Origin of the sequence: Acinetobacter sp. ANC 3903, assembly GCF_002135315.1 — a bacterium.
Classification (GTDB): Bacteria; Pseudomonadota; Gammaproteobacteria; order Pseudomonadales; family Moraxellaceae; genus Acinetobacter.
This window is the reverse complement of record NZ_NEGA01000006.1, coordinates 168,511-190,985: the sequence shown is the minus strand read 5'-3', so window position 1 is coordinate 190,985 and position 22,475 is coordinate 168,511. Positions and strand designations below refer to the sequence as shown.

The following is a 22,475-nucleotide window of genomic DNA, read 5'->3' as shown; positions in this document are numbered from 1 at the left end:
AAATGATGTAGCTCAAAATACTTAGTACGTGTCGCTCCACTCAACCGTTTATATTTTTACTATACTCCTTATGTTTTGGGCATAAAAGCAGCCATACGTTGCCCCATCTGTGCTGCCAATGCTTCCAAGCCGCTCTTGGGACGTAACATCACTTCAAAATCAATAATTTGACCTTGTTCATTAAAACGAATCATGTCTATGCCTTTGAGTTTTTTTTCACCAACATTGGCGGAAAACTCCAGCACTACATTTAATCCATCTTCTGTATAGAATTCACGGTGATAAGTAAAATTTTCAAAAATCTGAATCACGTTGCTCAGAATAAAAAATACCACCTGTTTACCTGGATAAGGCTGATACGCCACAGGTGAACGAAACACCACATCTTCAGCCAGCAGCTCATTCAGAATAGACATGTCACGTGTTTCCAGCATGGTATGCCAACGTTGTACCGCTGCTTGAGTCGTTATTAAAGCCATTTTTATTTTCCTTATGCTTTTATTTATATAATCCCTCCCTTGCGAAACAAGGTTTCTCACCCTTTAAAAAGGGAGGAATAAAGTCCCCCTTTATCAAAGGGGGATTTAGGGAGATTAAATCACGGCTGCCAAATCTGCACCTTGACGAATGGCACGTTTGGCATCCAGTTCACCGGCTTCTTTTGCACCACCAATCAAATGTACATTTTTGCCATCAGCTTGTAGCTGGTCAAACATGGCAGTGAATGGTTCCTGACCGGCACAAATCACCACATGATCCACTTCTAACACGGTCGGCTGACCATTCACCACAATATGTAGGCCTTGATCATCAATCTTTTCATAACTCGCACCCGCCAGCATTTTTACATTGCGGTGTTTTAATCCGGTACGGTGAATCCAGCCTGTGGTTTTACCCAAGCCTGCACCAACTGAACTTGCCTTACGTTGTAGAAGATAGATTTCACGTTGCGACGGTTCTACTTGGGCTGCTTTTAAACCACCGACATTTTCATAACCCGTGTCAATGCCCCATTCATTATAGAATTTTTGCGGATTCAACGTGGCGCTATCACCTTCATGGCTTAAATACTCTGCTGTATCAAAGCCAATACCGCCTGCGCCAATAATTGCGACACGTTGGCCTACAGCCTTGTGATCTTTTAATACTTCCAGATAAGTCAGTACTTTTGGATGATCAATGCCGTCAATTTCTAAATGACGCGGGCTTACCCCGGTTGCCACAACAATCTCGTCAAAGTCAGACTGGCTTAATGCTTCATAGGTCGCTGGATGATTTAAGAGCAATTTAATATTGGGTTGTAATTCAATTTTACGTTTGAAGTAACGCAAGGTCTCATAAAATTCTTCTTTGCCCGGAATGGTTTTGGCAATATTGAACTGCCCGCCAATCTGGTTAGATGCTTCGAAAATGGTGACTTTATGTCCACGCTCGGCGGCATAAGTGGCAAAACTTAAACCGGCCGGACCCGCACCAATCACCGTAATCTTTTTACTCTGGGTCGTTTCCTTGAAGATCAGCTCGGTTTCATAACAGGCACGCGGATTCACCAGACAAGTGGCAATTTTCATCGAGAAAATATGATCCAGGCAAGCCTGATTACAACCGATACAGGTATTGATTTCATCACTGCGGCCTTGTTCTGCTTTTTGCACAAAGAATGCATCGGCAAGCATTGGACGCGCCATCGAAATCATGTCTGCATGACCCGAAGCCAACACGTGTTCAGCCATTTCAGGAGTATTAATACGGTTTGAGGTAATCAATGGAATTTTGACCAAACCTTTTAATTTTTCAGTCACCCAGGTAAATGCAGCACGTGGCACTTTGGTGGCAATGGTCGGAATACGCGCTTCATGCCAGCCAATCCCGGTATTGATAATGGTTGCACCGGCTTTTTCAATTTCTTTCGCCAGCTGCACCACTTCTTCAAAAGTTGAACCGCCATCAACCAGATCCAGCATGGATAAACGATAAATGATGATAAAGTTTTCACCCACAGTTTCACGGGTACGCTTGACGATTTCAATCGGGAAACGGATCCGGTTTTCATAACTGCCACCCCACTCATCATCACGATGATTAGTACGTGCAGCAATAAACTCATTAATCAGATAGCCTTCCGAACCCATGATTTCTACACCGTCATAACCGGCGTATTGTGCCAGCTTTGCACAATGGGCAAAGTCATCAATGGTCTGTTGTACTTCAGCAGCGCTTAAGGCATGGGGCTTGCTTGGATTGATCGGTGCCTGAATGGCAGACGGCGCAACCAGCTCTGCCTGATAGGAATAACGTCCGGTATGTAAAATCTGCATGGCAATTTTGCCACCCGCGTCATGCACCGCCTGAGTAATGACTTTATGTTTTTCAGCTTCTTCTACAGAGTCTAATTTCGCCCCGCCCGCAAAGGTCAAGCCTGCATCATTCGGTGCAATCCCGCCTGTGACAATTAACCCTACACCGCCTTGTGCCCGTTCTGCATAAAATGCAGCCATGCGTTCATAGCCACGTGGCGCTTCTTCCAGACCTACGTGCATAGATCCCATCAAGACACGGTTTTTGAGTGTGGTAAAGCCTAAATCTAAAGGTGCTAATAGGTGCGGGTAATTAGACATGTAATCTCCTTGGCATGCTTTCTCAGCTAACTATTCGGGGTGCTTAATGCAACTTGTTGCACAATTTATATTCCAGATTTGATTTTTATGCAACATGTTGCATAATGTTCTGGTAAATTTTTACTGACTGAGCCGTTTATGTCCCTAGCCCATGTTTTATTGACCAGCCTGATTGAAAAACCCAGTACCGGGATTGATTTGGCTCGTCGCTTTGACCGTTCTATGGGCTTTTTCTGGAATGCGACCCATCAGCAAATTTATCGTGAACTCAGTGCCATGCAGCAAAAGAACTGGATATCCACGCTTGAAGATCACAGTTCCAATACCCGTAAAAAGACCTATCAGGTTGAAGCGCTGGGACGTGCCGAACTGGCAGACTGGATGCTCAAGCAAAGTGCCCCGGCTCAATTACGCGATGATTTAATGGTAAGGCTACGTGCTGAAGCACAATTGGGTGGCAATAGCATACTGCCTGAATTAGAACGGCATTTGCTGTTACACCAAGAAAATTTAAAAATTTACCAAACGATTTTTGCCAAAGACTTTGCCGATGGGCCTGATCAAGACCGTACCCAATTTATTCATAAAATGATTCTGCAACTCGGCATTGATCTGGAAATGGGCTGGATCAAGTGGCTCGAAACTGTTATTCCGCAATTAAAAGCCTTTGAAGATAAGACCTAAATAAAGGATAAGCGTATGCCACACTACCGCATGCCTGATAATGAACAATTGTTTGTTCGTGAATTTGGACAAGGACAGCCTGTATTGGTCCTGTCAGGTTTAGGCATGCAGAGTTGGCAATGGTTACCTTTTTTATATCCCCATGCCAAAAATCATAAATTCATTATTCCAGAATGGCGTGGTTTTGGAGCATCCAGTAATTGCCGTATTCCAGATATGGATGCCATTTCCAGTCACTGGCAAGATGTACAATCCGTTATGGCCCAGTTGCAACTGGACAAAGTGATTGTGATTGCCTATTCCATGGGTGCAACCACGGCGATGCATGGCATGCAATATGGCAACTTTGCCGAACATATCACAGCCTATTTGCATATTGACCAGACCCCTAAAATTCCGGTGGATGACAGCTGGGCTTATGGACTGTTTGGCGAGCATCATCCGGTCTTTATTTCTATTCTGACTGAGCTATCGCAGTTGCTATCTCAATACCAAAACATCAAATATTTAAAAGATCTGGATAGTAAAGCCCGCCGGCAAATTGCCAAACTCTGGCTACAGTTTATGGGCCTGCAAAATAGCAATAAATACAGTTTAAAGGCCTTTGAATGGGTATTAAATCAGCCGCGATTACAAAGTTTATTACTACCCTCTAAGCGGCTCGACTATACGGCCTGGTATATCAACAATTATCTGTATCATCAGGAAGATTACCGTGAGGCGATTCAAAAACTGCAATGCCCGGTAACTTTCCTCAGTGGCACTCAATCCAAGCTTTATCCTGTAGAAGGCCAAACCCTGATTGCGCAAAGTATTCCACATGCCAAACAGGTTCATTTTGAAAAATCCGGGCACACGCCATTGCTGAGTGAACCGGTTAAATTCGGTCGTGAAATTACCAAGTTTCTTAAACGGACCCGATAAGTATTGAAGCAGCATTAAAAAATGATGCGGTCATATTTAATGGCTTCCAGATCATAGACCTGATAAACACTATCGATTAATGCACGGATATAGTCACTTTCATCATTGTTACGCAGAATTAAAAATACCGGACTGACCGCTGCATCATCAATGATCGGCACATAATCTAAGTGTTTAAATTGCATGGTTGTAGCACTCTCCGGGACAATACAGAGACCTTCACCAGCAGCCACCATACCCAAGGCCAACTGGATATCTTCCACCACAGTTAAATTTTGGGGATTCAGTCCATATTCAGAAAACAGGCCTTTCATTTGGGTCGAAAAACTGGGTTTGGGCAAATTGGGATATAGAATTAAAGTTTCATCGACAATATCTGCAAGTCTCAGCCCTTCTTTATGCTGTGCAATAGCATGACTTGAATGCACCGCAACCATTAAAGGTTCTTCACGCAGTAAAATCCGTTTTATATCCGGGTCTGATATACGTACGCGGCCAAAGCAAGCATCAATACGCCCTTCTTTCAGCGCATCGATTTGCTGCATGGCATTCATCTTGACCATTTTGATTTTCAAATGTGGGTGCTGCTGACGAAATAAATACACCACTCGAGGCAACAGTCCAAACAATAAGGAACCACCAAAGGCAATGGTCAGCGTTCTTTCAATCATGCCTTCACGCATGGTCATGGATTTAAGCTGCTCAGCATTGGCTAACAACTTGAGCGCCTGCTGATAAAAAAAACGCCCGATTACAGTCGGTTGCAATGGTCGGCTGCCGCGTTCAAACAGCTGAGCGCCGAGTTCTGTTTCAAGATTTTGAATTTGACGGCTTAATGGAGGCTGAGCAATAAATAATTTTTCTGCCGCTTTGGTAAAACTCTGTTCTTCTACTACCGCAACAAAATAGCGTAAATGTCTTAATTCCATGACATTTTTCCTTTATTGATCTCTATACATCCAGCCCAAAAACAGCAAGGCAATTCACCGTAGCCAATTCAAAGCACTGAAATAAACCATAAAGAAAAGCACTGTCACTGGCTATTCCACTTTAGCCTTGCTCTTTCGCTTGCTCTTTTGATAGTCAGATAGAAGAAGATGATTTTATTTTTCAGATATTTATGATTTTCAATAAAGCAAAGCGGATAACAGCTGATCACGGTGCAGAATAAAAATATAAATCCTGAAGATTGAGCAAATTTGAAATTGACAAATTGCAACGATACATCTTTAATCTTAGATATTGTTGCATAAATGGAATTCTTAAATGCTGTCTGATCTTGATGATTTTTATTGCTTTGCATTGGTGGTTGAACATGGCGGGTTTAGTGCAGCAGAACGTGCCACGGATATTCCAAAATCAAAATTAAGCCGTCGCGTTTACAATCTTGAAGAACATTTAGGGGTTCGCTTAATCCAGCGCAGTTCCCGCCATTTTGCCGTGACTGAAATTGGCATGAATGTTTATCGCCATGCGCAAGTGATGATGAATGCTGCACAAGCTGCTCATGATCTGGTGGATCATTTAAGTATTCAGCCGCGTGGGGTAATTAAAGTCAGTCTGCCGGTTTCCATAGCGCAAAATGAAATTGCCAAGATTCTGCCAAAATTTCTGAAAACCTATCCCGAAATTAAGGTACAGCTGATTGTCAGCAATCGCCGTGTCGACATTATCAATGAAGGGATAGATGTGGCATTACGGGTACGTTCCAATCTGGATGATGACCCGAACCTGGTTTTACGCCAATTTGAAAATATCGAACAGCATTTATTTGCCAGTCAAGCCTACCTGAATGAATTTGGTGACTTAAAACAGCCGGAAGATTTAAGCCAGCATCACATCCTGAGTATGTCGGATGAACATTTAGACCAGTATATCGTTGTACATGATGATAAAAACCAGCAGAAAAAAATTAAGGTCAACCCTATGGTAATGGGTTCTGACTTGATGATGCTGGCACAACTGGCACGACAAAATTGCGGTATTGCCTTGTTGCCCGACACCATTGTTCAAGATTATGTTCAAAGTGGTGAATTGGTGCGTGTACTGCCGGACTGGAAAGCACCACACGGTATTTTCCATGCAGTTTATCCTTCACGCCGTGGCTTATTACCCGCTGTTCGGGTCTTTATCGACTATTTGGTGGAACAGCTCAGTAAGCATTAATACTTTTGCCTCTGCTTAGAAAAACAATAAGACTATCTTTATGCAATTGGAAGATGCCTTTGAATTTTTGATTGCCTTAGCATAAAACTACCAACCTTGCCACAAAAATATAAAATTCACTTGAGTAATACAAAATTTTAGGCAAAAAAAAGCTTATCCGAGGTGGATAAGCTTATAAACTTTAAATAAGAAACTACAGCTAGAATCTATATTTGTATAGTACAAAAAAAAAATATATAAATCTAATATCTAAAATATATTATGAAAAAATAATAAAAATAAATTTTCATTTAAAATCATAAGATTAGTCTTTAAAGTAATAGATTTTAAAACTTTGTTTGAACATAAAATCAACAATTCTATACCAAAGTATAAAACTATCTATTTCATTTAACTCTTCTCACTTAAATTGCAGGATATGTACCTGTACCTTCTGGCCAAGGAGATAGAAGTTCAAAGCCAGTATCGGTTACTGCAACCATATGTTCCCACTGCGCTGTCAATGAACGGTCAGCAGTCACTACAGTCCAGCCATCTTTAAGCTCTTTGACACGTGCCTTGCCTGCATTGATCATCGGTTCAATGGTAAAAACCATGCCTTTTTTAAGGATAAGACCTTGTCCTGACTGTCCATAATGTAGAACATTCGGTTGTTCGTGATAGACCTTACCAATGCCGTGACCGCAGTATTCACGGACAATGCTATAGCCTTCGCGGTGCGCAACCGACTGAATGGCAAATCCGATATCACCCAAAGTTGCACCCGGTTTCACTGCATGAATACCGGCAACCATCGCTTCATAGGTGGTTTCAACCAGTTTTTTGGCTTCAGGCTTCACCGTACCGACATAATACATGCGGCTGGTATCACCAAAATAACCATCTTTAATGATTGCCACATCAATATTGATAATGTCACCATCTTGCAAAATGGTATTTGCAGATGGAATACCATGGCACACTACTTCATTTGGGGAAATACAGGTGGTTTTGGTATAGCCGTAATAACCCACATTGGCCGGAATCACTTTTAAGGTGTTCACAATGAAGTCGTTACAGATGTCATCCAGATATTCTGTGCTTACTCCCGGCTTGACATACTTCCCTATCATTTCTAAAACCTGAGCAGCCAAACGCCCGGAAATACGGAGTTTTTCTAAATCTTGCTCAGTTTTGATGGTAATAGTGGAAGCTTTCATTGCATCATCCTCAAGAATAAGGCTTATGATTATAATCCTTTTACTTTTATTTTGTTTAATTAGAACAGATAAACAGGATCGTTTTGACCATTTTTTGCAAGTTGGGTGATTGATTTACATACATTTAACCAATCATTATAAAAAAATTAAAATCTACTTAAATAATTAAAAAAGAATAATATTTTATATTATTTAATTTTTTTCCAATTAATCATATATATAATTAAACTTAATTTTTTCCAATTGTTCATTTAAGTAGGTTTTTAAATCACTAAAGTTCATAACCTTCATAAAATAATCTACAAAAAAACTTTCATATCCTCTAAAATTGCCTCTTTTGATCAATCTATCTCCCCTCTATGACAAGTCTCCGTACAAGAGATATTGTTGCCTTAGGTTTTATGACCTTTGCACTTTTTATTGGTGCGGGCAATATTATCTTTCCACCTATTGTGGCTCAACAAGCCGGTGAACATGTATGGCTAGCTGCTTTAGGTTTTCTTATTACCGCAGTTGGTCTGCCTGTTATCACCATTATGGCGTTATCACGTGTAGAAGGATCCATCCAAAATTTAAGTTCCCCTTTAGGTAAAATCGCAAGTCTGATTTTAACTATCGTGTGTTACTTAGCTGTTGGTCCTTTATTTGCAACTCCGCGTACAGCAACGGTTTCTTATGAAATCGGTTTTTCTTCTTATTTTGGTACATCAAGTAGCAGCCTGCTCCTTTACAGTGCGATTTATTTTGCGCTGGTGACGGCTATTTCTTTATACCCAAATAAACTCTTAGATACTGTTGGTCATTTCCTTGCACCGTTAAAGATTGTTTCTTTAGCTGTATTGGGTATTGCTGCATTTATGATTCCAGCCGGATTTATTCCGCCTGCAATTGACAACTATGTAACTGCCCCGGTTTCCGAAGGTTTTGTCAATGGTTACTTAACCATGGACACCTTAGGTGCTTTGGTATTCGGTATTGTGATCATTAACGCGATTCATTCACGTGGAGTAATAGATAAAAAACTGGTCACCAAATACGCCGTGATTGCGAGTTTAATCTCGGGTGTCGGTTTAACCCTGGTTTATTTAAGTCTGTTCAAACTTGGTTTAGGTAGCCACGAAGTTGCACCAAATGCTGCCAATGGTGCAGTGATCCTGCATGCATATGTACAACATGCTTTTGGTGATATTGGCTCTCTATTCTTGACTGGCATGATTTTTCTTGCCTGTATGGTTACCGCTATTGGCTTAACCTGTGCATGTGCAGAATACTTCTCAGCACTGACTAAAATTCCTTATAAAATTTTCGTTTTTGTGTTGGTAGGCTTCTCTTTCATCATTTCAAACCTGGGTTTAACCAAACTGATTGCCGTATCTGTGCCTGTGTTGAGTGCCATTTACCCACCAGCCATTGTGGTGATCCTGCTCAGTTTCTTGTGGAAGTATTTCAATAAACCTGCCTATGTTGTTGCCCCGGTAACCGCGATTGCATTTTTATTTGGCGTGCTTGATGGACTTAAGGTAGCAGGTTTCAACTTACCTGAAATCATTCAACATTTACCTTTAAATGCGCAAAATTTAGCCTGGCTTATTCCATCTACTATTGTGCTGATTATGGCTATTTTGATCGACAAAGTTAAAAAATAACCTCAAGTTGATGTCATTAAAATTGCGTTTTACCCAAACCTGATTTTAAGCGTAATCAATAAAATGTCATGTTTTACCCAAACAGAATTTTATTGTTTACATTCACATCGGCTTGATATGTTTTCTAACAACTTAAAATTAAATAAAATCAATCACTCCCTTTTTAATTTCTCTCCGTCTGAGCTATAGCAGATTTTTTGCTTAAAGCTTGGCATCAATATTGCTGTTTTTATATCGACTATTGTTGAATATCTTCAATTTTTTTCATTTTGATAATATGTATGAACAGTACAATATTTGATCAAAAAATAGCTCATATTCATATTTTGAATAAGATAAGCATATAGTTTTATGTACTAGCATTGTTTTATGACAAAATAATGACATTGGCTATTGAAATGAGATGAAATTCGAAGTAAAACATTAGAAACTAATCTGACTAAAACAATTAGGTTTAGGTCATAAAATAACCGGAGGGGTGGGGATGTTAACATTACATTTCAATAAGGAAATCTTCATTAACGCTCTAAAAGCAAACAAGAACATGGTCACTTATCTAAGTACCTCAATAGCTTTAGTGGTGACACTCATTATCCATGGATTAATTCAGGGTAATTTAAAGCCTGAATTCTTTATGTATGCTTTTATTGTCTCGGTTGCCTTTTATATTTGGGCGGTGGTCGACCAAAAATATCGTTACCAGAAGCAGAGTAATTCCACAGAATAAAAGATGGGTGAACCCTCACCCATCTTAAAAAAGAACAATAATAAATATTAATCAAATACTTATTTAAAAAATAAAAATCATTAAATTAAAATTTCCCTAATCCCCGCATAGTTCCAAGTAACAATCCTACTGTCGCACCCAACTCCCCGATCACCAAAAAAATCATCGCACTGCTCAGCATCCATTTTGGCAAATGCCAGCGCCCCATTTGGTGTGGTTGTTTAAATTGATTGGTGGTATCTTTAAGCCAGCCATATAAGACATAACTTAAAATTGAAAAACTAAAAAAGAACAGATTGATCAGCACAAAAATTAGATTAAGTCCCTCACTCCAAACTGAAAAATAAGCTAAAACTGCAATAATCAGGCTGGCTGGTGCATAGAGCAAGCTACTTCTATGAGCAATATCGACATAATAATGTGCACGTGCCTGTGGAGAATGCCGGATTTGATAATATTTCCATACGCCTGTAAGCATGCCTACCCACAGAAATACCCCACTAAAGATGATTGCCCAGGCAACCGACTGATTTAACATTCCTGTTTCCATTCATATATATCCTTATTTTTAGAGCACTATTTGACTTTAAAGTCATACATTTTACAAGTTTCTTTTTGGAACTTAGATAAAGTAAAACAATGACTTTATGACATTGCCCACTGGAAAATCATGTCTCAATACGAAAATTTAGAAATCCAATGTCAGGATGGCTATACACTACATGCCCGCTTTTATTCACATCAAACTGCGCATGCAAAGTCCTTACCGGTTTTAATTTGTCCAGCAACCGGCATTACCAAACAGTTTTACCATGCCTATGCAACATGGCTGGCAGAGCAAGGTCATGATGTTTTAGTCTTTGATTTTCGCGGGATTGGGGATTCACTGACAGGCCCACTGAAAAAATCCAAGGCCAGTATAGTGCAATGGGGACAACTGGACATTCCTGCTGCCATTGATACCTTACTTACCAAAACAACGGCCCAAAAAGTGATTTTATTAGGTCATAGTGCGGGTGGTCAGCTTTTGGGCATTGTACCTAATTATGAAAAAGTGGCTAAAGTTGTCGCGGTTTCAGGTTCAACTGGACATGTGAAAGGACTCAAAGGTAAAACCAAACTGCTTGCACCAGTAATGTTCCGCGGCATTTTCCCACTTTCCCGTTACACCTTAGGTTATGGCCCGACTCAAGCTATTGGCATGGGTGAAAACCTGCCTAAAGATGTCGCCAAGCAATGGGCACAATTTTGTAGCAAACCGGGTTATGTCATCAATGCCATAGGTAAAACGGTATTTAAAGATTATCATGCAGAAATTAAATGTCCGATTACGGTACTGTGGTCTTCAGACGATGAAATTGCAACCGAAGCTAACGTAAAGGATTTATTACGTTTGTACCCAAATGCAGCGACTGAAATGATTGAATTAAAGCCTAAAAGCTATGAACATAAAGCCATTGGCCATATGCTGATGTTTAAAAAATCGCATCAAAATTTATGGCGGGTGATTGAACAACAATTGACAGCTTAGATGAGATATAGATAGTTATTTGAAAGCTAGTGTGTTCTAATACTCTCAGTTTGAGATGAGCCTCTTACAGTATATGGGCTTTACCTATATACGACTAGCCCCTAACCATGGGGCTTTTTAATGTCTGAAATCAATAACTTAAAATTAATCGGCGTAAAACTGGCGTAAATACAAAGTTATCCACAGTTATTAACTGCTTGTTTGTGATGATTATATCATCTGCTTTATGAGCAGAACATGGAAAAATGAAAACCTACCTATATTCTCATATTGAACACTGCATGAAATTTGCTGAGCCATGGAATAAAAAATTTGGATGGGCTGTCTGGCATAGTTGTTTTGATTATGAGCATGAGTGTGGGAGTGAGTTTTTGGTTTTGAGTGGGGTTGTGAGTTAGGTTTCAAATATTGTATAAATTCATATTGTAATGTTGAAAAATATACCAATATAACCATAGCCAATTCAAATGCAACAAACTGTTAATTAAAATCATAGAAGGATAAATAAATGCAATTAAATGAAGATCAACTATCAAATGTAACTTTGTCAGCTTTAATCAATCTTTTGAAACTGAAAGGCTATGATTTAGAGAAGATAAAAGAAGAATATAATAATGAGATATTTGGAAGCTTACTCACTGGCACTGGCCCTCAATTTAAAACTGCGTCAAAAGAACTCTTGGGTAAACGTGTCAATGAGGCTAATTCCAATCCCTTACTTTAAATTAAAAGCCCTTATCTGAGGGCTTTTTCTTCCGGCCAAACTTCACTTAATCTTTCGACATCAATTGCGTGGACATCTGTATTTTTTACAATGCCGCTCATCAGAAAATATAAAAACTGGCGTCAATAAATGTCGTGATATTGATTTTAAAAGATTTATTTTATTTGTTTGAAATTACTAGAATCTTTACAATCTTGATTAATGTAACAATAATCAAGGTGTAAAATGTCTGAGACAAATTCTCATGGGGGCTTTAGAGTGGGTGCGGGAAGAAAAAAGGCTGAAGCTACAAAAGTGCTTCGTGTGCCTGAGTCTCGTATTGTTGATATCAAAGAATACTTAAAGTCTTCAAAAAAAGAAAATGAAATCACTGATATTCGTCAATTTGATCCAGTAACGAAGTTAGAGATCCCATTGGCAACTGAGCGTGTACAAGCTGGCTTCCCTTCCCCAGCTCAAGATTATATTGATAAAAAATTAGATCTTAATGAATTCTTGATTAATAACGCCAATGCTACCTTTATCGTACGCGCAAATTCTCTTTCCATGCTTAATGCCGGTATAGATATCAATGACGCTCTCATTGTTGATCGAAGCATTGAAGCTCAACACAGGGATATTGTCATTGCTTGTGTTGATAATGAATTTACAGTTAAAAGATTAATTATTGATGTAAAAGGATGTTGGTTAAAAGCCGAAAATGATGGATATCCAGATATACATCCAGTGGATGGACAGGAGTTTGAAATTTGGGGAGTGGTAACCAACGTTATCAAAAAATTTAGATGAGATCACAAGAAGAAATATATGCTCTCATTGATGTAAATAATTGCTATGTCTCATGTGAGCGTCTATTTAATCCAAAACTTAAAAATGTACCTGTTATCGTACTTTCTAATAATGATGGTTGTGCAGTTGCCCGCTCTCAAGAAGCAAAAGATCTTGGGATTAAAATGGGTGTGCCTCTCTTCCAGATACGCGATATTGTTGAGAAGCATAATGTACAGGTGCTATCCAGCAATTATGCTTTATATGCGGAAATGTCACATCGTTTTCATTCAATTTTGGCTGACTACGTTGCACCAGGTGAACAAGAAATTTATTCGATTGATGAGTGTTTTTTAAAAGTCACTGCTTATGCTGAAAACTATGATCTGACTGAATATGCTCAAGGTATGCGGCAACGTATTTTGCAATGGCTGGGATTGCCAGTTTGTGTTGGGATTGGTAGATCCAAGACTGAAGCTAAACTGGCAAATCATATGGCCAAGAAAGCCAAAAGGTTTAACGGTGTATGCAATCTGGTATCTATGGATCCCAAGCATAGAGATTATTTTTCAAGCTTGATTGATGTTTCTGAAGTTTGGGGAGTTGGGCGTAAACATAGTAAAAAGCTTAATGCTCTTGGAGTTAATACTGTGTTGGATTTAGCACAAACTGATCCACACAGACTAGGTAAAATGTTTTCTGTGGTCATGCAGCGAACAGTAATGGAGTTGCAAGGCACCTCATGCATTGAGCTTGAGCAAGCACCACCAACCAAAAAGCAGGTCATTTCATCACGCTCATTTGGATCTCGTGTGACAGATATAGAATCACTCTCTGAAGCAATGAGTGACTACCTGCAAAATGCTGTTAAACGCCTAAGAGAAGATAGGTCTTTATGTGGATGTGTGATTGCTTTCGCTCAATCTAATCCGTTTGATAAGAATAGATCTTTCTACAACAAGTCGGTCAGCATTGGATTTCCAGAGCCTACCGATTCGGCTGCAGTAATCAACAGAACTATGATGCTACACATGAAAGAATTATTTTTAGAGGGTATCGAGTTTAAGAAATGCGGGGTGATTTTGACTGCAATCGAACCGAAGTCGACATACATATATGACCTGCTATCGGATAGTAATCAGATAGAGAAAAATGAAAAACTGCAGGAAGCCTTAGAGAAAGTTAAAATCAGATTTGGCGATAAGAAAATTGCGATTGGTCCCTGCAAGATGCATGGACGCGCATGGGCAATGTCTAGACAAAGTTTAACTCAGAATTATTTTAGTTGGGATGGAGTGTTGACGGTAAAGTAATTGAAGTGCTATAACCAATTATTTCTTAAAGAATTTTATTATGGCACTAATTCAAATACCTTATATTAAACAAGCGAAAGGATCCACAATGTGTGGTTTAGCTTGTGCCTCAATGATTTTTAAATTTTATAAAGAAAAAAAAATTGATCAATCTATAGCTTTTGATGAAATTAAAGAAATTAGTACGTTAGGAAGATATTATTGTAAAACACATAAAATTTCACAATATTTAACTCAATCTGGGTTGTCTTGTACCGTTATTAGATATACAGATCTCAAGGATTTTTTATTATTTTGCAATAACAATGCTATTGCTCCAATTATTAATCATAGGTCTTTTGAAGATAATATTGGTGGACATTTTTCAGTAGTTAAAAATGTAATTCAACATAGTATAATTGTGAATGATCCTGAAAATAAAAATCGTAAAATAGTATCTTTTTCTGAAATTTTACAAGCTGTGGATATAAAAAATCATCAAGATGAAATTGGGGGAAGAGTAGCTATTATTCCTAATATTTTAAAAAAAGAAATTCAATATCTTCCATGCTCTAAATGTTATACAAACATTGATATAACTACAGTAAGTGTTGCAAACATGAGTAAAAAAAGTATTGAGCATATTATTTGTAATCATTGTGATTCAGCACAAATAATATAACTTATGGTATTTCTATCATATATCATTTGTACTGAGCATATTATCCATTTAGCCCTCATTTAAGGGCTTTTTCATCTGGCCAAACCTCACTTAATCTTTCAACATCAATTGCGTGGCCATCTGCTTTTTCTGCCATGCTTCGATATTCTGCTGTGCAAGCTTCGAGTAACTCACTGTTGGTAATGGTGTACTCAACGATGGTTTGATGGGAAGCTGTGGACAAACGTTTGTTGGCTTCACTGAGCTGCTTTGACAACCCGTTATTAGCCAACTCAGCACTACGAGCGGCAGCATTCGCATCTTGTATTTTTTTAATCGCATTTTGTTCTACCTCAATATATTTATCTGACCAGGCTTTTTCAGCAATGGCTTTCTTTTCCTGGGCTTTTACTATTGAATCTTGATAAGGTTTAATTGCTTTGGCCACACGTACATCACATACGGTTTCGGCATCCTGAAGCTTTCCGCTTAAATGATTGGTGTAAGCCAGCTGTCCAAACCACATAAAAGAAAGGATCGCTATTGCGACCCAGTATTTGAATTTCCATAAGATTGTGAGTATTGGCACTAGAATCCCTCCACCGGCAACAAATCAACGGTTTGACCAGCTAAACTATGATTGCAGTCAGATAAGAATTGAATCTCCCCATCAGTGATAAATGAGTGGCATTGGCTTGGATGGCCTTGATTTACCATCAATGAAGGTGTGAATGTTGGTTTTTCTAAATTGCCGTTAAATCCCCAGCGAATTCGATATTGTTCACCAACATGGATAGGATGCAAAGTTTTACATCCAGGGCATTCAATAAAGTAAATACCATTTGATTCAAGCAGAACATCACTTACTTTTCTAAACTCATTCATTACTGCACTCCCATACATTTTTGATAGCGATCAACTTGCCGAGTCCAAACGCCATAACAGTTGTTTGACCGGATGCTGCAGTCGCGCTTGGCCACATATTTCCACTTCAACAGCGACTGGCAAGCCTGGACATATTTGCCCTGCTTTAGATTGCGAAGCATTGATGAGCTATTCCATGCTGTGATGCCAAACTGATAAACAAAGTCGTTATACAAGTCATACTCGACCTGCGAAACCTTCACGCCCTGCAGAGATTTGTTGAATGCTGGTGCATTCTTTTCGATATGGCATTTAAGCTGCTGAAGTGCTTTTTCTTTAGAAATAGCCGGGTCCTTTAATGTGACTTTCTTACCATCGCAGTAGACAGTTGTGCCGTTTCCGATTGTTGGAACGTCTCCTTTCACTGGAATTACAGGTTTAGGTGCATATCCTTCTGTAATAGCAGTTGCCTGAACTTGCTTAGTACTAACCCCAGATATAAAAAAACCGCCTAATGAGGCGGTTAAAGCTGTACCAATCACAAAATATTTAGTCTTTGACATTGCATTCCCCTTTTGCTTTTTGCAGTGCCAGCTGATGCAACTCATCTGCTCGTTTATTTTCCTGTCGCTTGTAGTACCAGTTGATTAAAAAGCTCATAAAGCTGACCAGTAGACCGGAGATTGCGATAACCAAACCCAATGCTGTGACTGGATCTAAACCTAAAAACTTCCCGGATAATCCCGCTATTGATCCGCCTACTGCTGTTTTTGCTGATACTGAAGTAACTGCCGAACTTGCTTCGGCAATTGCTTGCCCTGTCGTTTCAGACATTTCGCCCCCTAATTTTTGGCAATAAAAAAGCACCCTATTGGGTGCCATTGGTTTGTTTTTACTTAAACTTCTATTTCTGAATGTGACCCGCTGGGCGCAGGTCGCAAGATAACTTGATTTGCAATAAACACCCGGGCACCCAAATTATAGGTTGTGCCTGAGGTGCACAGTACTGGACCAGATCCACCATCAACCTGTACCCGATATTCAGGATGATTCACCGATGTAATAGTGCCAATGTATTCAGCATGGGTTGGATTGAGAAGCTTTCGTAATTCAAATAAAGGATTAGTCACGACTGATACGCTCCACTGTAATGGTTTCATTGACCTTTTCATGTGAAAAGCGACCACTTACACCATCAATGACACCCCACCACTGGCCATTAAAAGCAATGGTTTTACCTGGTAGCATTTCGCCAATTTCTTGGCTTACCGGAAGGTCTGCAAAGGTATGCAATTCCTGAATGTTTGCTTTTATCAACTCTGCCTTGCCAAAACTGGCACCCGATACCACGTTAAACAATGGCCCTGTGACTGCTTCCAGTGGCACATCGCCTGAAGTGCCACGCTGCAATACTTTTAGGCTTTCACCGCTGCGACTATTCACAATAGTAATGGCATTAAAATCAGCAATGTATTCATCATTCTTTTTGATGTTTTGCTGTATCACCACGCTTTCAGGCAGCAGAATGTCATAATCATCAACAGTCATCGAATCCCAGTAGCCTTTCTGATATCGTGACAAAATAGTGAGTGTATTATCTGCTTTTTGGCTGTAGATAAAGCCACCACCAGCATCAACCACCTGTTTAATTGCATCTATTGGGGCAAGTTCAGCATAGCTTAGGCTCTCAACAGGTACGATCCAGCCCAGTTCATCTATTAACTTCCATTCTAGAATCGTATTTGACTGTGCTCTATCAATTTCAGCCTGGACCAGCTGCACAGAGGTTCGCTCGTTATCCTGGATGAATGAACGTAAAGGCGCATATTTATCAGAGTTTAAAGCCGTTACACTTCGGCCCGGGTAAGTGTATAGCACATTGGCAAAGCGCCGAGTTTCCTCGGGATCTTCGAGCAGTATGTGATGCTCAAAGCCATTAATCATGACTTTCAAAATCACCGGCTGGCCATCAATTGGTTGAAGCTTTTCCATTTCTGTTGGTGCTACAGTAACGGAATAGGTCCAGCACCATTGAGACCGGCTGGTGCTGTAGGTACCATCAATTACTTTAATCTTCTCGCCTGTATCTAATCGCTCGGCTGTTAATACATTCACGATATACCACCAGTTTCTGTTCGGCAGTGCTGGAATACAGTCATCTGCACCAAAATTTAAAACAACATTGTGTGAATCAACGTCACGACATGAGCAGATAAAGTTGAAGTCTGTACTGCCCTGATATGGCTTATGTTCTGCCAATGGCCAAGGTTGAACCGGATGTTTGCGGTAATGAATCGCTTTAGCTTTGTCCCATGGAAAATCTGACTTTGTGATAATCTCAAGGCTCTTATCCCATTCAAATGAGAAACGTTTTTCAAAGACATGCGCCACTTCATGTGAGTAAGTAAATGTCTTGCGCCGGCGGATCATCTCCTGCCAGATTGCTTTACGGTTATGACGCAGTTTAATTGTTTCTTGATGCGCATAAAGTTGGTGAATAAAGCGCTTATCAGCTTCTTCCCAGATCACGTACGCATTAGAACTTAACCCGGTTGCTTGCTCATGTATCGACCTGATCGCACGATTCAACGACCTTGCTTGCTCATGCCAGAGACCTACTTGAGTGGAAATCACCAAGCCCTGATCATAAAAAAGAGCCTCATTCGAGACTCTTAATATTGGCTTAGCCCATGGTATTTCTGTTGTGCTTAATGCTGTGATTGCTTTTTGAAAACTTGAATTACAGCTCAGCGACACCCCAACAATATGATTGATATCAAATGTACCAACAGATCCCAAGAGAAATAACGTATCAATTGCTATATTGGCGGTACCATGGATATCGATGGGTAGCTCAACCGTACCTGCTGCACTAAATTTAAATGCTGTATCAATACTGATATTGGCATAGTTAAAACCATCTTCAATGCCAAAGTTCAAAATGACATTATGACTATCGATCAATGTGGCTTCTTTAGTGAAATTTAGAATCACATTTAAAGCATCTGGTGGTGTGTAGTCGGACATTTACCACCTCATTTTAAAACTGTGGACTTAAATAAATCACATCCAGTTTTACACTTGAACCCATCACAATATTGTAATTATCCAAAACAATATCTGTTTCCATGGCCACATCCACAACAGCTATGTCTTCGCCATTAAAGAGCCTTGCCCATGTTGTAGTACCTGTTTTTGTGGCAACTCCTACATTTGAAGCAAATAGCTCAATATTGTTTTCATTGACTGATTTGAAGCAGGGTTTCGGCAAGTTGAGTGTTAAAAGTTTTGCTGTGTCATCAGCAATAATGTTGATAGATGCAGGTTTTGTGTCGTCATAAAAAACCAGGGTAGCATTTGAGCTACCCTGGTCTAAATACCCGGCTAATGCTTGCAGCATAAACAAGCTTACAACTTGTGATGGAATATTCATTTTGGCACCACATTATCTTGGATGACTGCGTTGAATTGCTGCTTTTGGTCAAACGCCACAATAAAAGTTTTTAAATTGGTATTTAAGCCTAAAAATTGATAATTGCCATTTTCGTCGGGTTTTTTCACTGCTATAGGCTGTAAATTTACTTTGTTGTAAAGCACCAAAGTTGCATCTTTATATTGCTGGCCCAGTTTTTTCACTGACCCTGCCACTTTTGCGGCCACAGGGCCAACATTAATGTTTTGAAGTAAATTTGATGATGGTCTGGCTTTTCGGGAATGAGGTTTCATTCAAGCTCTCCCAAGTAGAACAGAACGCTACCACCATTCCAAGTAGTACCTCCAATATTCTCAACAACGTACATGGAGTTATCGTAAATACTAGGGGTTGCCCCGCCTATATTTCCCAGACTTTTACCGTTATAGTAAAGGTGCTTAAGAGACCCACGCAAAAATTTACTATCATCCGACATTGGTATCTCAAGTGCAGCAACTGTATTAGATGAATAAATACTACTAGAACCGGAGTTATAATCTGGGATTACCGCAGCTGCCAAGACAGAAGCGGATAGTCTCGCGGTTTCATTGAAGTTTGGCGCGTGAAACTTAGCAGTATTTGCATTAACAGCTAGCGGCATACAGGCTGTATAGTTGTAAAGGTAGTTTGATGAACTTGCCGCGTAATTAAAGGTTGTCGCCATCAAGAACCAGTTGGGAATAATGCTATTACTATGTGCATTATTAAAAAGACCGCACCCACCTAAGAGTTTAGAGGTTACGTTAGAAGTTGCGGCTCTTAAGAAATAAAAAGCATCACTATCACCAAAGATAGTGAATGCTCTGCTACCAGCAGCTGGTAATTGAGACTCACCGTACCCAATAGTGGTGTCATACTGCCCAGCCCACTGCCATTTACACCAGCCTCGAACTACAGAGCTACCTGTTCCTGTAATTTTCCAGTTGCGCTGGAGGTTGTTAGGGTCAAATGGTAGCTGCAACACGTTTGGATTTTGATAGTCATCAATGTGTTCCATTGATTCAAGTAGTCCAACCATTGCACACTTAGTATAGGTTGAGGTGTAGCTGTTAGTGCCGTCGGAAATTGTTTCGTCTACCCGAATAAAAGGGTGCTCAGCACGTGGGTTTTTTGCACGATAAACCCGTTTAACATCATTGTTATCACGAAAAATAATGTCATAACCTAACGGTGCGAGTTTTGCTGTGCCGAGTGTGGAAACACTTGATACTGTTAATGCTTGGCTTGGCTTTAGAATCAATTGTGTGGTGTTTGGTACACCTTTTATACGGTACTTTTGATTCAATTCACTTGCTGCAAAGCCTGATAATTCCATAATCTGGAATAACAATGCATTGTGTGCTGCATAAAATGTCAGTGTTAAATCACCTTGCGCATCAATAGATGCTGCTGTGATCTGGGTAAAGTCAATACCGGTGACCAATACCTTATCCAGCAAGCGAATTAAATCACCCCAGTTATTGCCAAGCACCAAGCCATTTAAGTGACTAAAAAACTGAACATCCACATCTGTTGCCATTTTCTTTGATCCATAAAAAAGACCGCGTAAGCGGTCATATTTGAATTAATGTTTACAGTACGCGATCAATATCACCACGTAGCATGATCTGGAATTGATCAGATAATACAGTGGGCTCGGATTGCTTCACTGTACGAATCACCCAGACTGGGAAATTGGCAGCCACGGTATTGTGGCGCAGAACATTACCATTGGCCCAGCCACTACCCCAACCTTCTTTTTTAACTGTGAAGTACGGCACACCTGTCACCGGGTTAATGGGTGCATAGTCAGTATTAATTGTTCCACGTAACGCAAGCTCACCCGTATATTCACCGACACATTTAAAATTCGTAGCATCAGTAAATACAATTGCCCAGCGCTCCTGAATCGCACCATTGTTGGTGACTTGAATTGGATAGAGTGCATCATTGTAATTGGCTGAAATCGCCCCACCAGCGGCTGCATCCGACCAGATATTTGACCAGGACTGCTGTACAAACTTGCGTGTATAACGTGCCTGCATATCACCAATAACTAAAGCTGATCCAACAATAGTGTCCACCGCATCATAGTTATGAGTTAAAGGCTTGGTAAATGTTAGCTGACCATTGATCTGCACATCACGGATCAGTCCCATGTCTTGATAGCGATATTTCACTGTAAGCGGAGCAACCAGATTACCCAGCGTAAAATCACCACCAAGCGTCACACGACCATAATCATAATCAACCACGTACAAATCAAACGGTACTTTGGTTCCGTTGGCATCTTCAAGTTCAGCCCACGAAATGCGCTGATCATTCAGATTATAGGTAGTGCCTGCAATTGCACTTGGTAGCGCTTGAGACTTACTTGAGCTGACAATTCCAATGCCACCAACACGAAAAATCGGAACTCTCCCATCCAGTGGCAAACGTGTTGCGGATAAACCTAAAATTTCAGAATCAAGCGGGATATAGGTATAAGCCACTGCGTTATAGCGAACAGATGATGCATCCACCCAGACCGGTACATTGATATAAGTTTTACCCAGTTCCTCATATTCAAGCAAAATGTCATACCAGGCATTCGCTTCAATTGCTGCCCGGTTAGCTGATGTGATTTCAGTCTTGGTATAGAAATAGATATTCACAAAACCAGTGTCGTGATTAATAGAGCAATGCGCACGACTGGTTTCAATGATGCCATTTTCATCTGTAGTTAATGTGAGTTGGCCAAAATCCAATGAAGCAACAACAACAGTGAGTGACTGGGGTCGAATTGGAATGATCGGTGTTCTAAAACTGACTTTATTGATTGGCGGCAGGTCAGTTGTTGTTGTGAGTGACTGCAAACTGATTGTGTTATCAGCACTCGGCGTCCATGAGTCTATCTCGACTTTGCCATTACCATACTGAATAACACCGGATGCAATACCGCTGTTATTTGAAGGATCTACATTGCGATACAGCGTACCAGTACGGTCTAAAAAAGTATCTGAACCCAACTTAAAACGAGCAGAACCCGTCAAAATCTGCTCATCAAATCCAGATGATAAGTCCAATCGCAACTTATCACCTGTCACAATTTTAGATCCTGAATTTAATCCAGAAACATCACGGTATTTAACGGAAATGTCAGTAGCTTGATGCGCTTTTAAAATAACATCTGCGCCTTCTTCAATTCTTGATGTTTGTGGTGAATAAAAAGACATATCGC

The 22,475-nt window shown here is 40.0% G+C and carries 25 protein-coding genes; 10 read left to right on the top strand and 15 right to left on the bottom strand.

Going from position 1 to position 22,475, the window contains the following annotated elements; all coding sequences use genetic code 11:
- Window positions 1-68: 68 nt before the first annotated feature.
- Window positions 69-479 carry a nuclear transport factor 2 family protein gene (locus B9T29_RS06555; protein WP_086175153.1) on the bottom strand — a complete coding sequence of 137 codons (411 nt, stop codon included), beginning with the start codon at window positions 477-479 and terminating at the stop codon, window positions 69-71.
- Window positions 480-593: 114 nt separating this feature from the next.
- Window positions 594-2,618: an NADPH-dependent 2,4-dienoyl-CoA reductase gene (locus B9T29_RS06550; RefSeq protein ID WP_086175152.1), complete on the bottom strand. Its 2,025-nt coding sequence runs from the start codon at window positions 2,616-2,618 to the stop codon at window positions 594-596.
- Window positions 2,619-2,756: 138 nt separating this feature from the next.
- On the opposite strand from B9T29_RS06550, the gene B9T29_RS06545 reads away from it, so the two are divergent.
- Together B9T29_RS06545 and B9T29_RS06540 are read left to right on the top strand one after the other, a co-directional pair.
- The gene (locus B9T29_RS06545; protein WP_086175151.1) at window positions 2,757-3,302 is read left to right on the top strand and encodes a PadR family transcriptional regulator; all 546 of its coding nucleotides are present in this window, start codon (window positions 2,757-2,759) and stop codon (window positions 3,300-3,302) included.
- Between the two features lie 15 nt (window positions 3,303-3,317).
- Window positions 3,318-4,226, top strand: a complete 909-nt coding sequence (locus B9T29_RS06540; protein ID WP_086175150.1) for an alpha/beta fold hydrolase — start codon at window positions 3,318-3,320, stop codon at window positions 4,224-4,226.
- Between the two features lie 14 nt (window positions 4,227-4,240).
- Here the strand turns inward: B9T29_RS06540 and B9T29_RS06535 are convergent, their stop codons facing one another.
- Entirely contained in the window at window positions 4,241-5,155 is a 915-nt protein-coding gene (locus tag B9T29_RS06535) for a LysR family transcriptional regulator (RefSeq protein ID WP_086175149.1), read from the bottom strand.
- A 337-nt stretch (window positions 5,156-5,492) separates the two neighbouring features.
- Between B9T29_RS06535 and B9T29_RS06530 the strand changes: the two genes are divergently transcribed.
- Entirely contained in the window at window positions 5,493-6,392 is a 900-nt protein-coding gene (locus tag B9T29_RS06530; RefSeq protein ID WP_086175148.1) for a LysR family transcriptional regulator, read from the top strand.
- Window positions 6,393-6,796: 404 nt separating this feature from the next.
- Here B9T29_RS06530 and map read toward each other — a convergent pair whose 3' ends face one another.
- Window positions 6,797-7,591: a type I methionyl aminopeptidase gene (gene map, locus B9T29_RS06525; protein ID WP_086175147.1), complete on the bottom strand. Its 795-nt coding sequence runs from the start codon at window positions 7,589-7,591 to the stop codon at window positions 6,797-6,799.
- A 359-nt stretch (window positions 7,592-7,950) separates the two neighbouring features.
- Here map and brnQ point away from each other — a divergent pair, with 359 nt between their 5' ends.
- Window positions 7,951-9,237, top strand: coding sequence for a branched-chain amino acid transport system II carrier protein (gene brnQ / locus B9T29_RS06520; protein ID WP_086175146.1), 1,287 nt, complete (start codon window positions 7,951-7,953; stop codon window positions 9,235-9,237).
- A gap of 484 nt (window positions 9,238-9,721) precedes the next feature.
- Window positions 9,722-9,964, top strand: coding sequence for a hypothetical protein (locus B9T29_RS06515; protein WP_086175145.1), 243 nt, complete (start codon window positions 9,722-9,724; stop codon window positions 9,962-9,964).
- An 85-nt stretch (window positions 9,965-10,049) separates the two neighbouring features.
- On the opposite strand, the gene B9T29_RS06510 is transcribed toward B9T29_RS06515, so the two are convergent.
- A complete protein-coding gene (locus B9T29_RS06510) occupies window positions 10,050-10,514 on the bottom strand; it encodes a hypothetical protein (protein WP_086175144.1) in 465 nt (154 codons plus the stop codon).
- Between the two features lie 120 nt (window positions 10,515-10,634).
- On the opposite strand from B9T29_RS06510, the gene B9T29_RS06505 reads away from it, so the two are divergent.
- The 5 genes from B9T29_RS06505 to B9T29_RS06485 all read left to right on the top strand — a co-directional run bounded on the left by B9T29_RS06505 (window position 10,635) and on the right by B9T29_RS06485 (window position 14,961).
- Window positions 10,635-11,495 (top strand): alpha/beta fold hydrolase, encoded by an 861-nt coding sequence (locus B9T29_RS06505; protein WP_086175143.1) that lies wholly within the window; start codon window positions 10,635-10,637, stop codon window positions 11,493-11,495.
- Between the two features lie 508 nt (window positions 11,496-12,003).
- Window positions 12,004-12,219 (top strand): hypothetical protein, encoded by a 216-nt coding sequence (locus tag B9T29_RS06500; protein ID WP_086175142.1) that lies wholly within the window; start codon window positions 12,004-12,006, stop codon window positions 12,217-12,219.
- Between the two features lie 225 nt (window positions 12,220-12,444).
- Window positions 12,445-13,008, top strand: a complete 564-nt coding sequence (locus B9T29_RS06495) for a LexA family protein (protein ID WP_086175141.1) — start codon at window positions 12,445-12,447, stop codon at window positions 13,006-13,008.
- Complete coding sequence (locus B9T29_RS06490) at window positions 13,005-14,300, top strand: Y-family DNA polymerase (RefSeq protein WP_086175140.1); 1,296 nt, start codon at window positions 13,005-13,007, stop codon at window positions 14,298-14,300. Before B9T29_RS06495 ends, B9T29_RS06490 begins: the two co-directional genes overlap by 4 nt.
- Window positions 14,301-14,340: 40 nt before the next feature.
- Complete coding sequence (locus B9T29_RS06485; RefSeq protein WP_086175139.1) at window positions 14,341-14,961, top strand: cysteine peptidase family C39 domain-containing protein; 621 nt, start codon at window positions 14,341-14,343, stop codon at window positions 14,959-14,961.
- Between the two features lie 55 nt (window positions 14,962-15,016).
- Here B9T29_RS06485 and B9T29_RS06480 read toward each other — a convergent pair whose 3' ends face one another.
- From B9T29_RS06480 to B9T29_RS06435, 10 genes are all read right to left on the bottom strand, one after another.
- A complete protein-coding gene (locus B9T29_RS06480) occupies window positions 15,017-15,529 on the bottom strand; it encodes a hypothetical protein (RefSeq protein ID WP_228146568.1) in 513 nt (170 codons plus the stop codon).
- Window positions 15,529-15,825: a DUF6527 family protein gene (locus tag B9T29_RS06475; protein ID WP_086175138.1), complete on the bottom strand. Its 297-nt coding sequence runs from the start codon at window positions 15,823-15,825 to the stop codon at window positions 15,529-15,531. Before B9T29_RS06475 ends, B9T29_RS06480 begins: the two co-directional genes overlap by 1 nt.
- Window positions 15,825-16,367, bottom strand: coding sequence for a glycoside hydrolase family protein (locus B9T29_RS06470; protein WP_086175137.1), 543 nt, complete (start codon window positions 16,365-16,367; stop codon window positions 15,825-15,827). The genes B9T29_RS06475 and B9T29_RS06470 overlap by 1 nt, the downstream gene beginning before the upstream one ends.
- Window positions 16,354-16,638, bottom strand: a complete 285-nt coding sequence (locus B9T29_RS06465; protein ID WP_086175136.1) for a holin — start codon at window positions 16,636-16,638, stop codon at window positions 16,354-16,356. Before B9T29_RS06465 ends, B9T29_RS06470 begins: the two co-directional genes overlap by 14 nt.
- Before the next feature lie 62 nt (window positions 16,639-16,700).
- Window positions 16,701-16,934 (bottom strand): hypothetical protein, encoded by a 234-nt coding sequence (locus B9T29_RS06460; RefSeq protein ID WP_086175135.1) that lies wholly within the window; start codon window positions 16,932-16,934, stop codon window positions 16,701-16,703.
- Window positions 16,927-18,831, bottom strand: a complete 1,905-nt coding sequence (locus B9T29_RS06455; protein WP_086175134.1) for a hypothetical protein — start codon at window positions 18,829-18,831, stop codon at window positions 16,927-16,929. The genes B9T29_RS06460 and B9T29_RS06455 overlap by 8 nt, the downstream gene beginning before the upstream one ends.
- A gap of 13 nt (window positions 18,832-18,844) precedes the next feature.
- The gene (locus B9T29_RS06450; RefSeq protein WP_086175133.1) at window positions 18,845-19,237 is read right to left on the bottom strand and encodes a hypothetical protein; all 393 of its coding nucleotides are present in this window, start codon (window positions 19,235-19,237) and stop codon (window positions 18,845-18,847) included.
- Entirely contained in the window at window positions 19,234-19,530 is a 297-nt protein-coding gene (locus tag B9T29_RS06445) for a hypothetical protein (RefSeq protein ID WP_086175132.1), read from the bottom strand. The genes B9T29_RS06450 and B9T29_RS06445 overlap by 4 nt, the downstream gene beginning before the upstream one ends.
- Window positions 19,527-20,795 carry a hypothetical protein gene (locus B9T29_RS06440; RefSeq protein WP_086175131.1) on the bottom strand — a complete coding sequence of 423 codons (1,269 nt, stop codon included), beginning with the start codon at window positions 20,793-20,795 and terminating at the stop codon, window positions 19,527-19,529. The genes B9T29_RS06445 and B9T29_RS06440 overlap by 4 nt, the downstream gene beginning before the upstream one ends.
- Window positions 20,796-20,847: 52 nt before the next feature.
- Window positions 20,848-22,470 carry a hypothetical protein gene (locus B9T29_RS06435; protein ID WP_086175130.1) on the bottom strand — a complete coding sequence of 541 codons (1,623 nt, stop codon included), beginning with the start codon at window positions 22,468-22,470 and terminating at the stop codon, window positions 20,848-20,850.
- Window positions 22,471-22,475 lie beyond the last annotated feature (5 nt).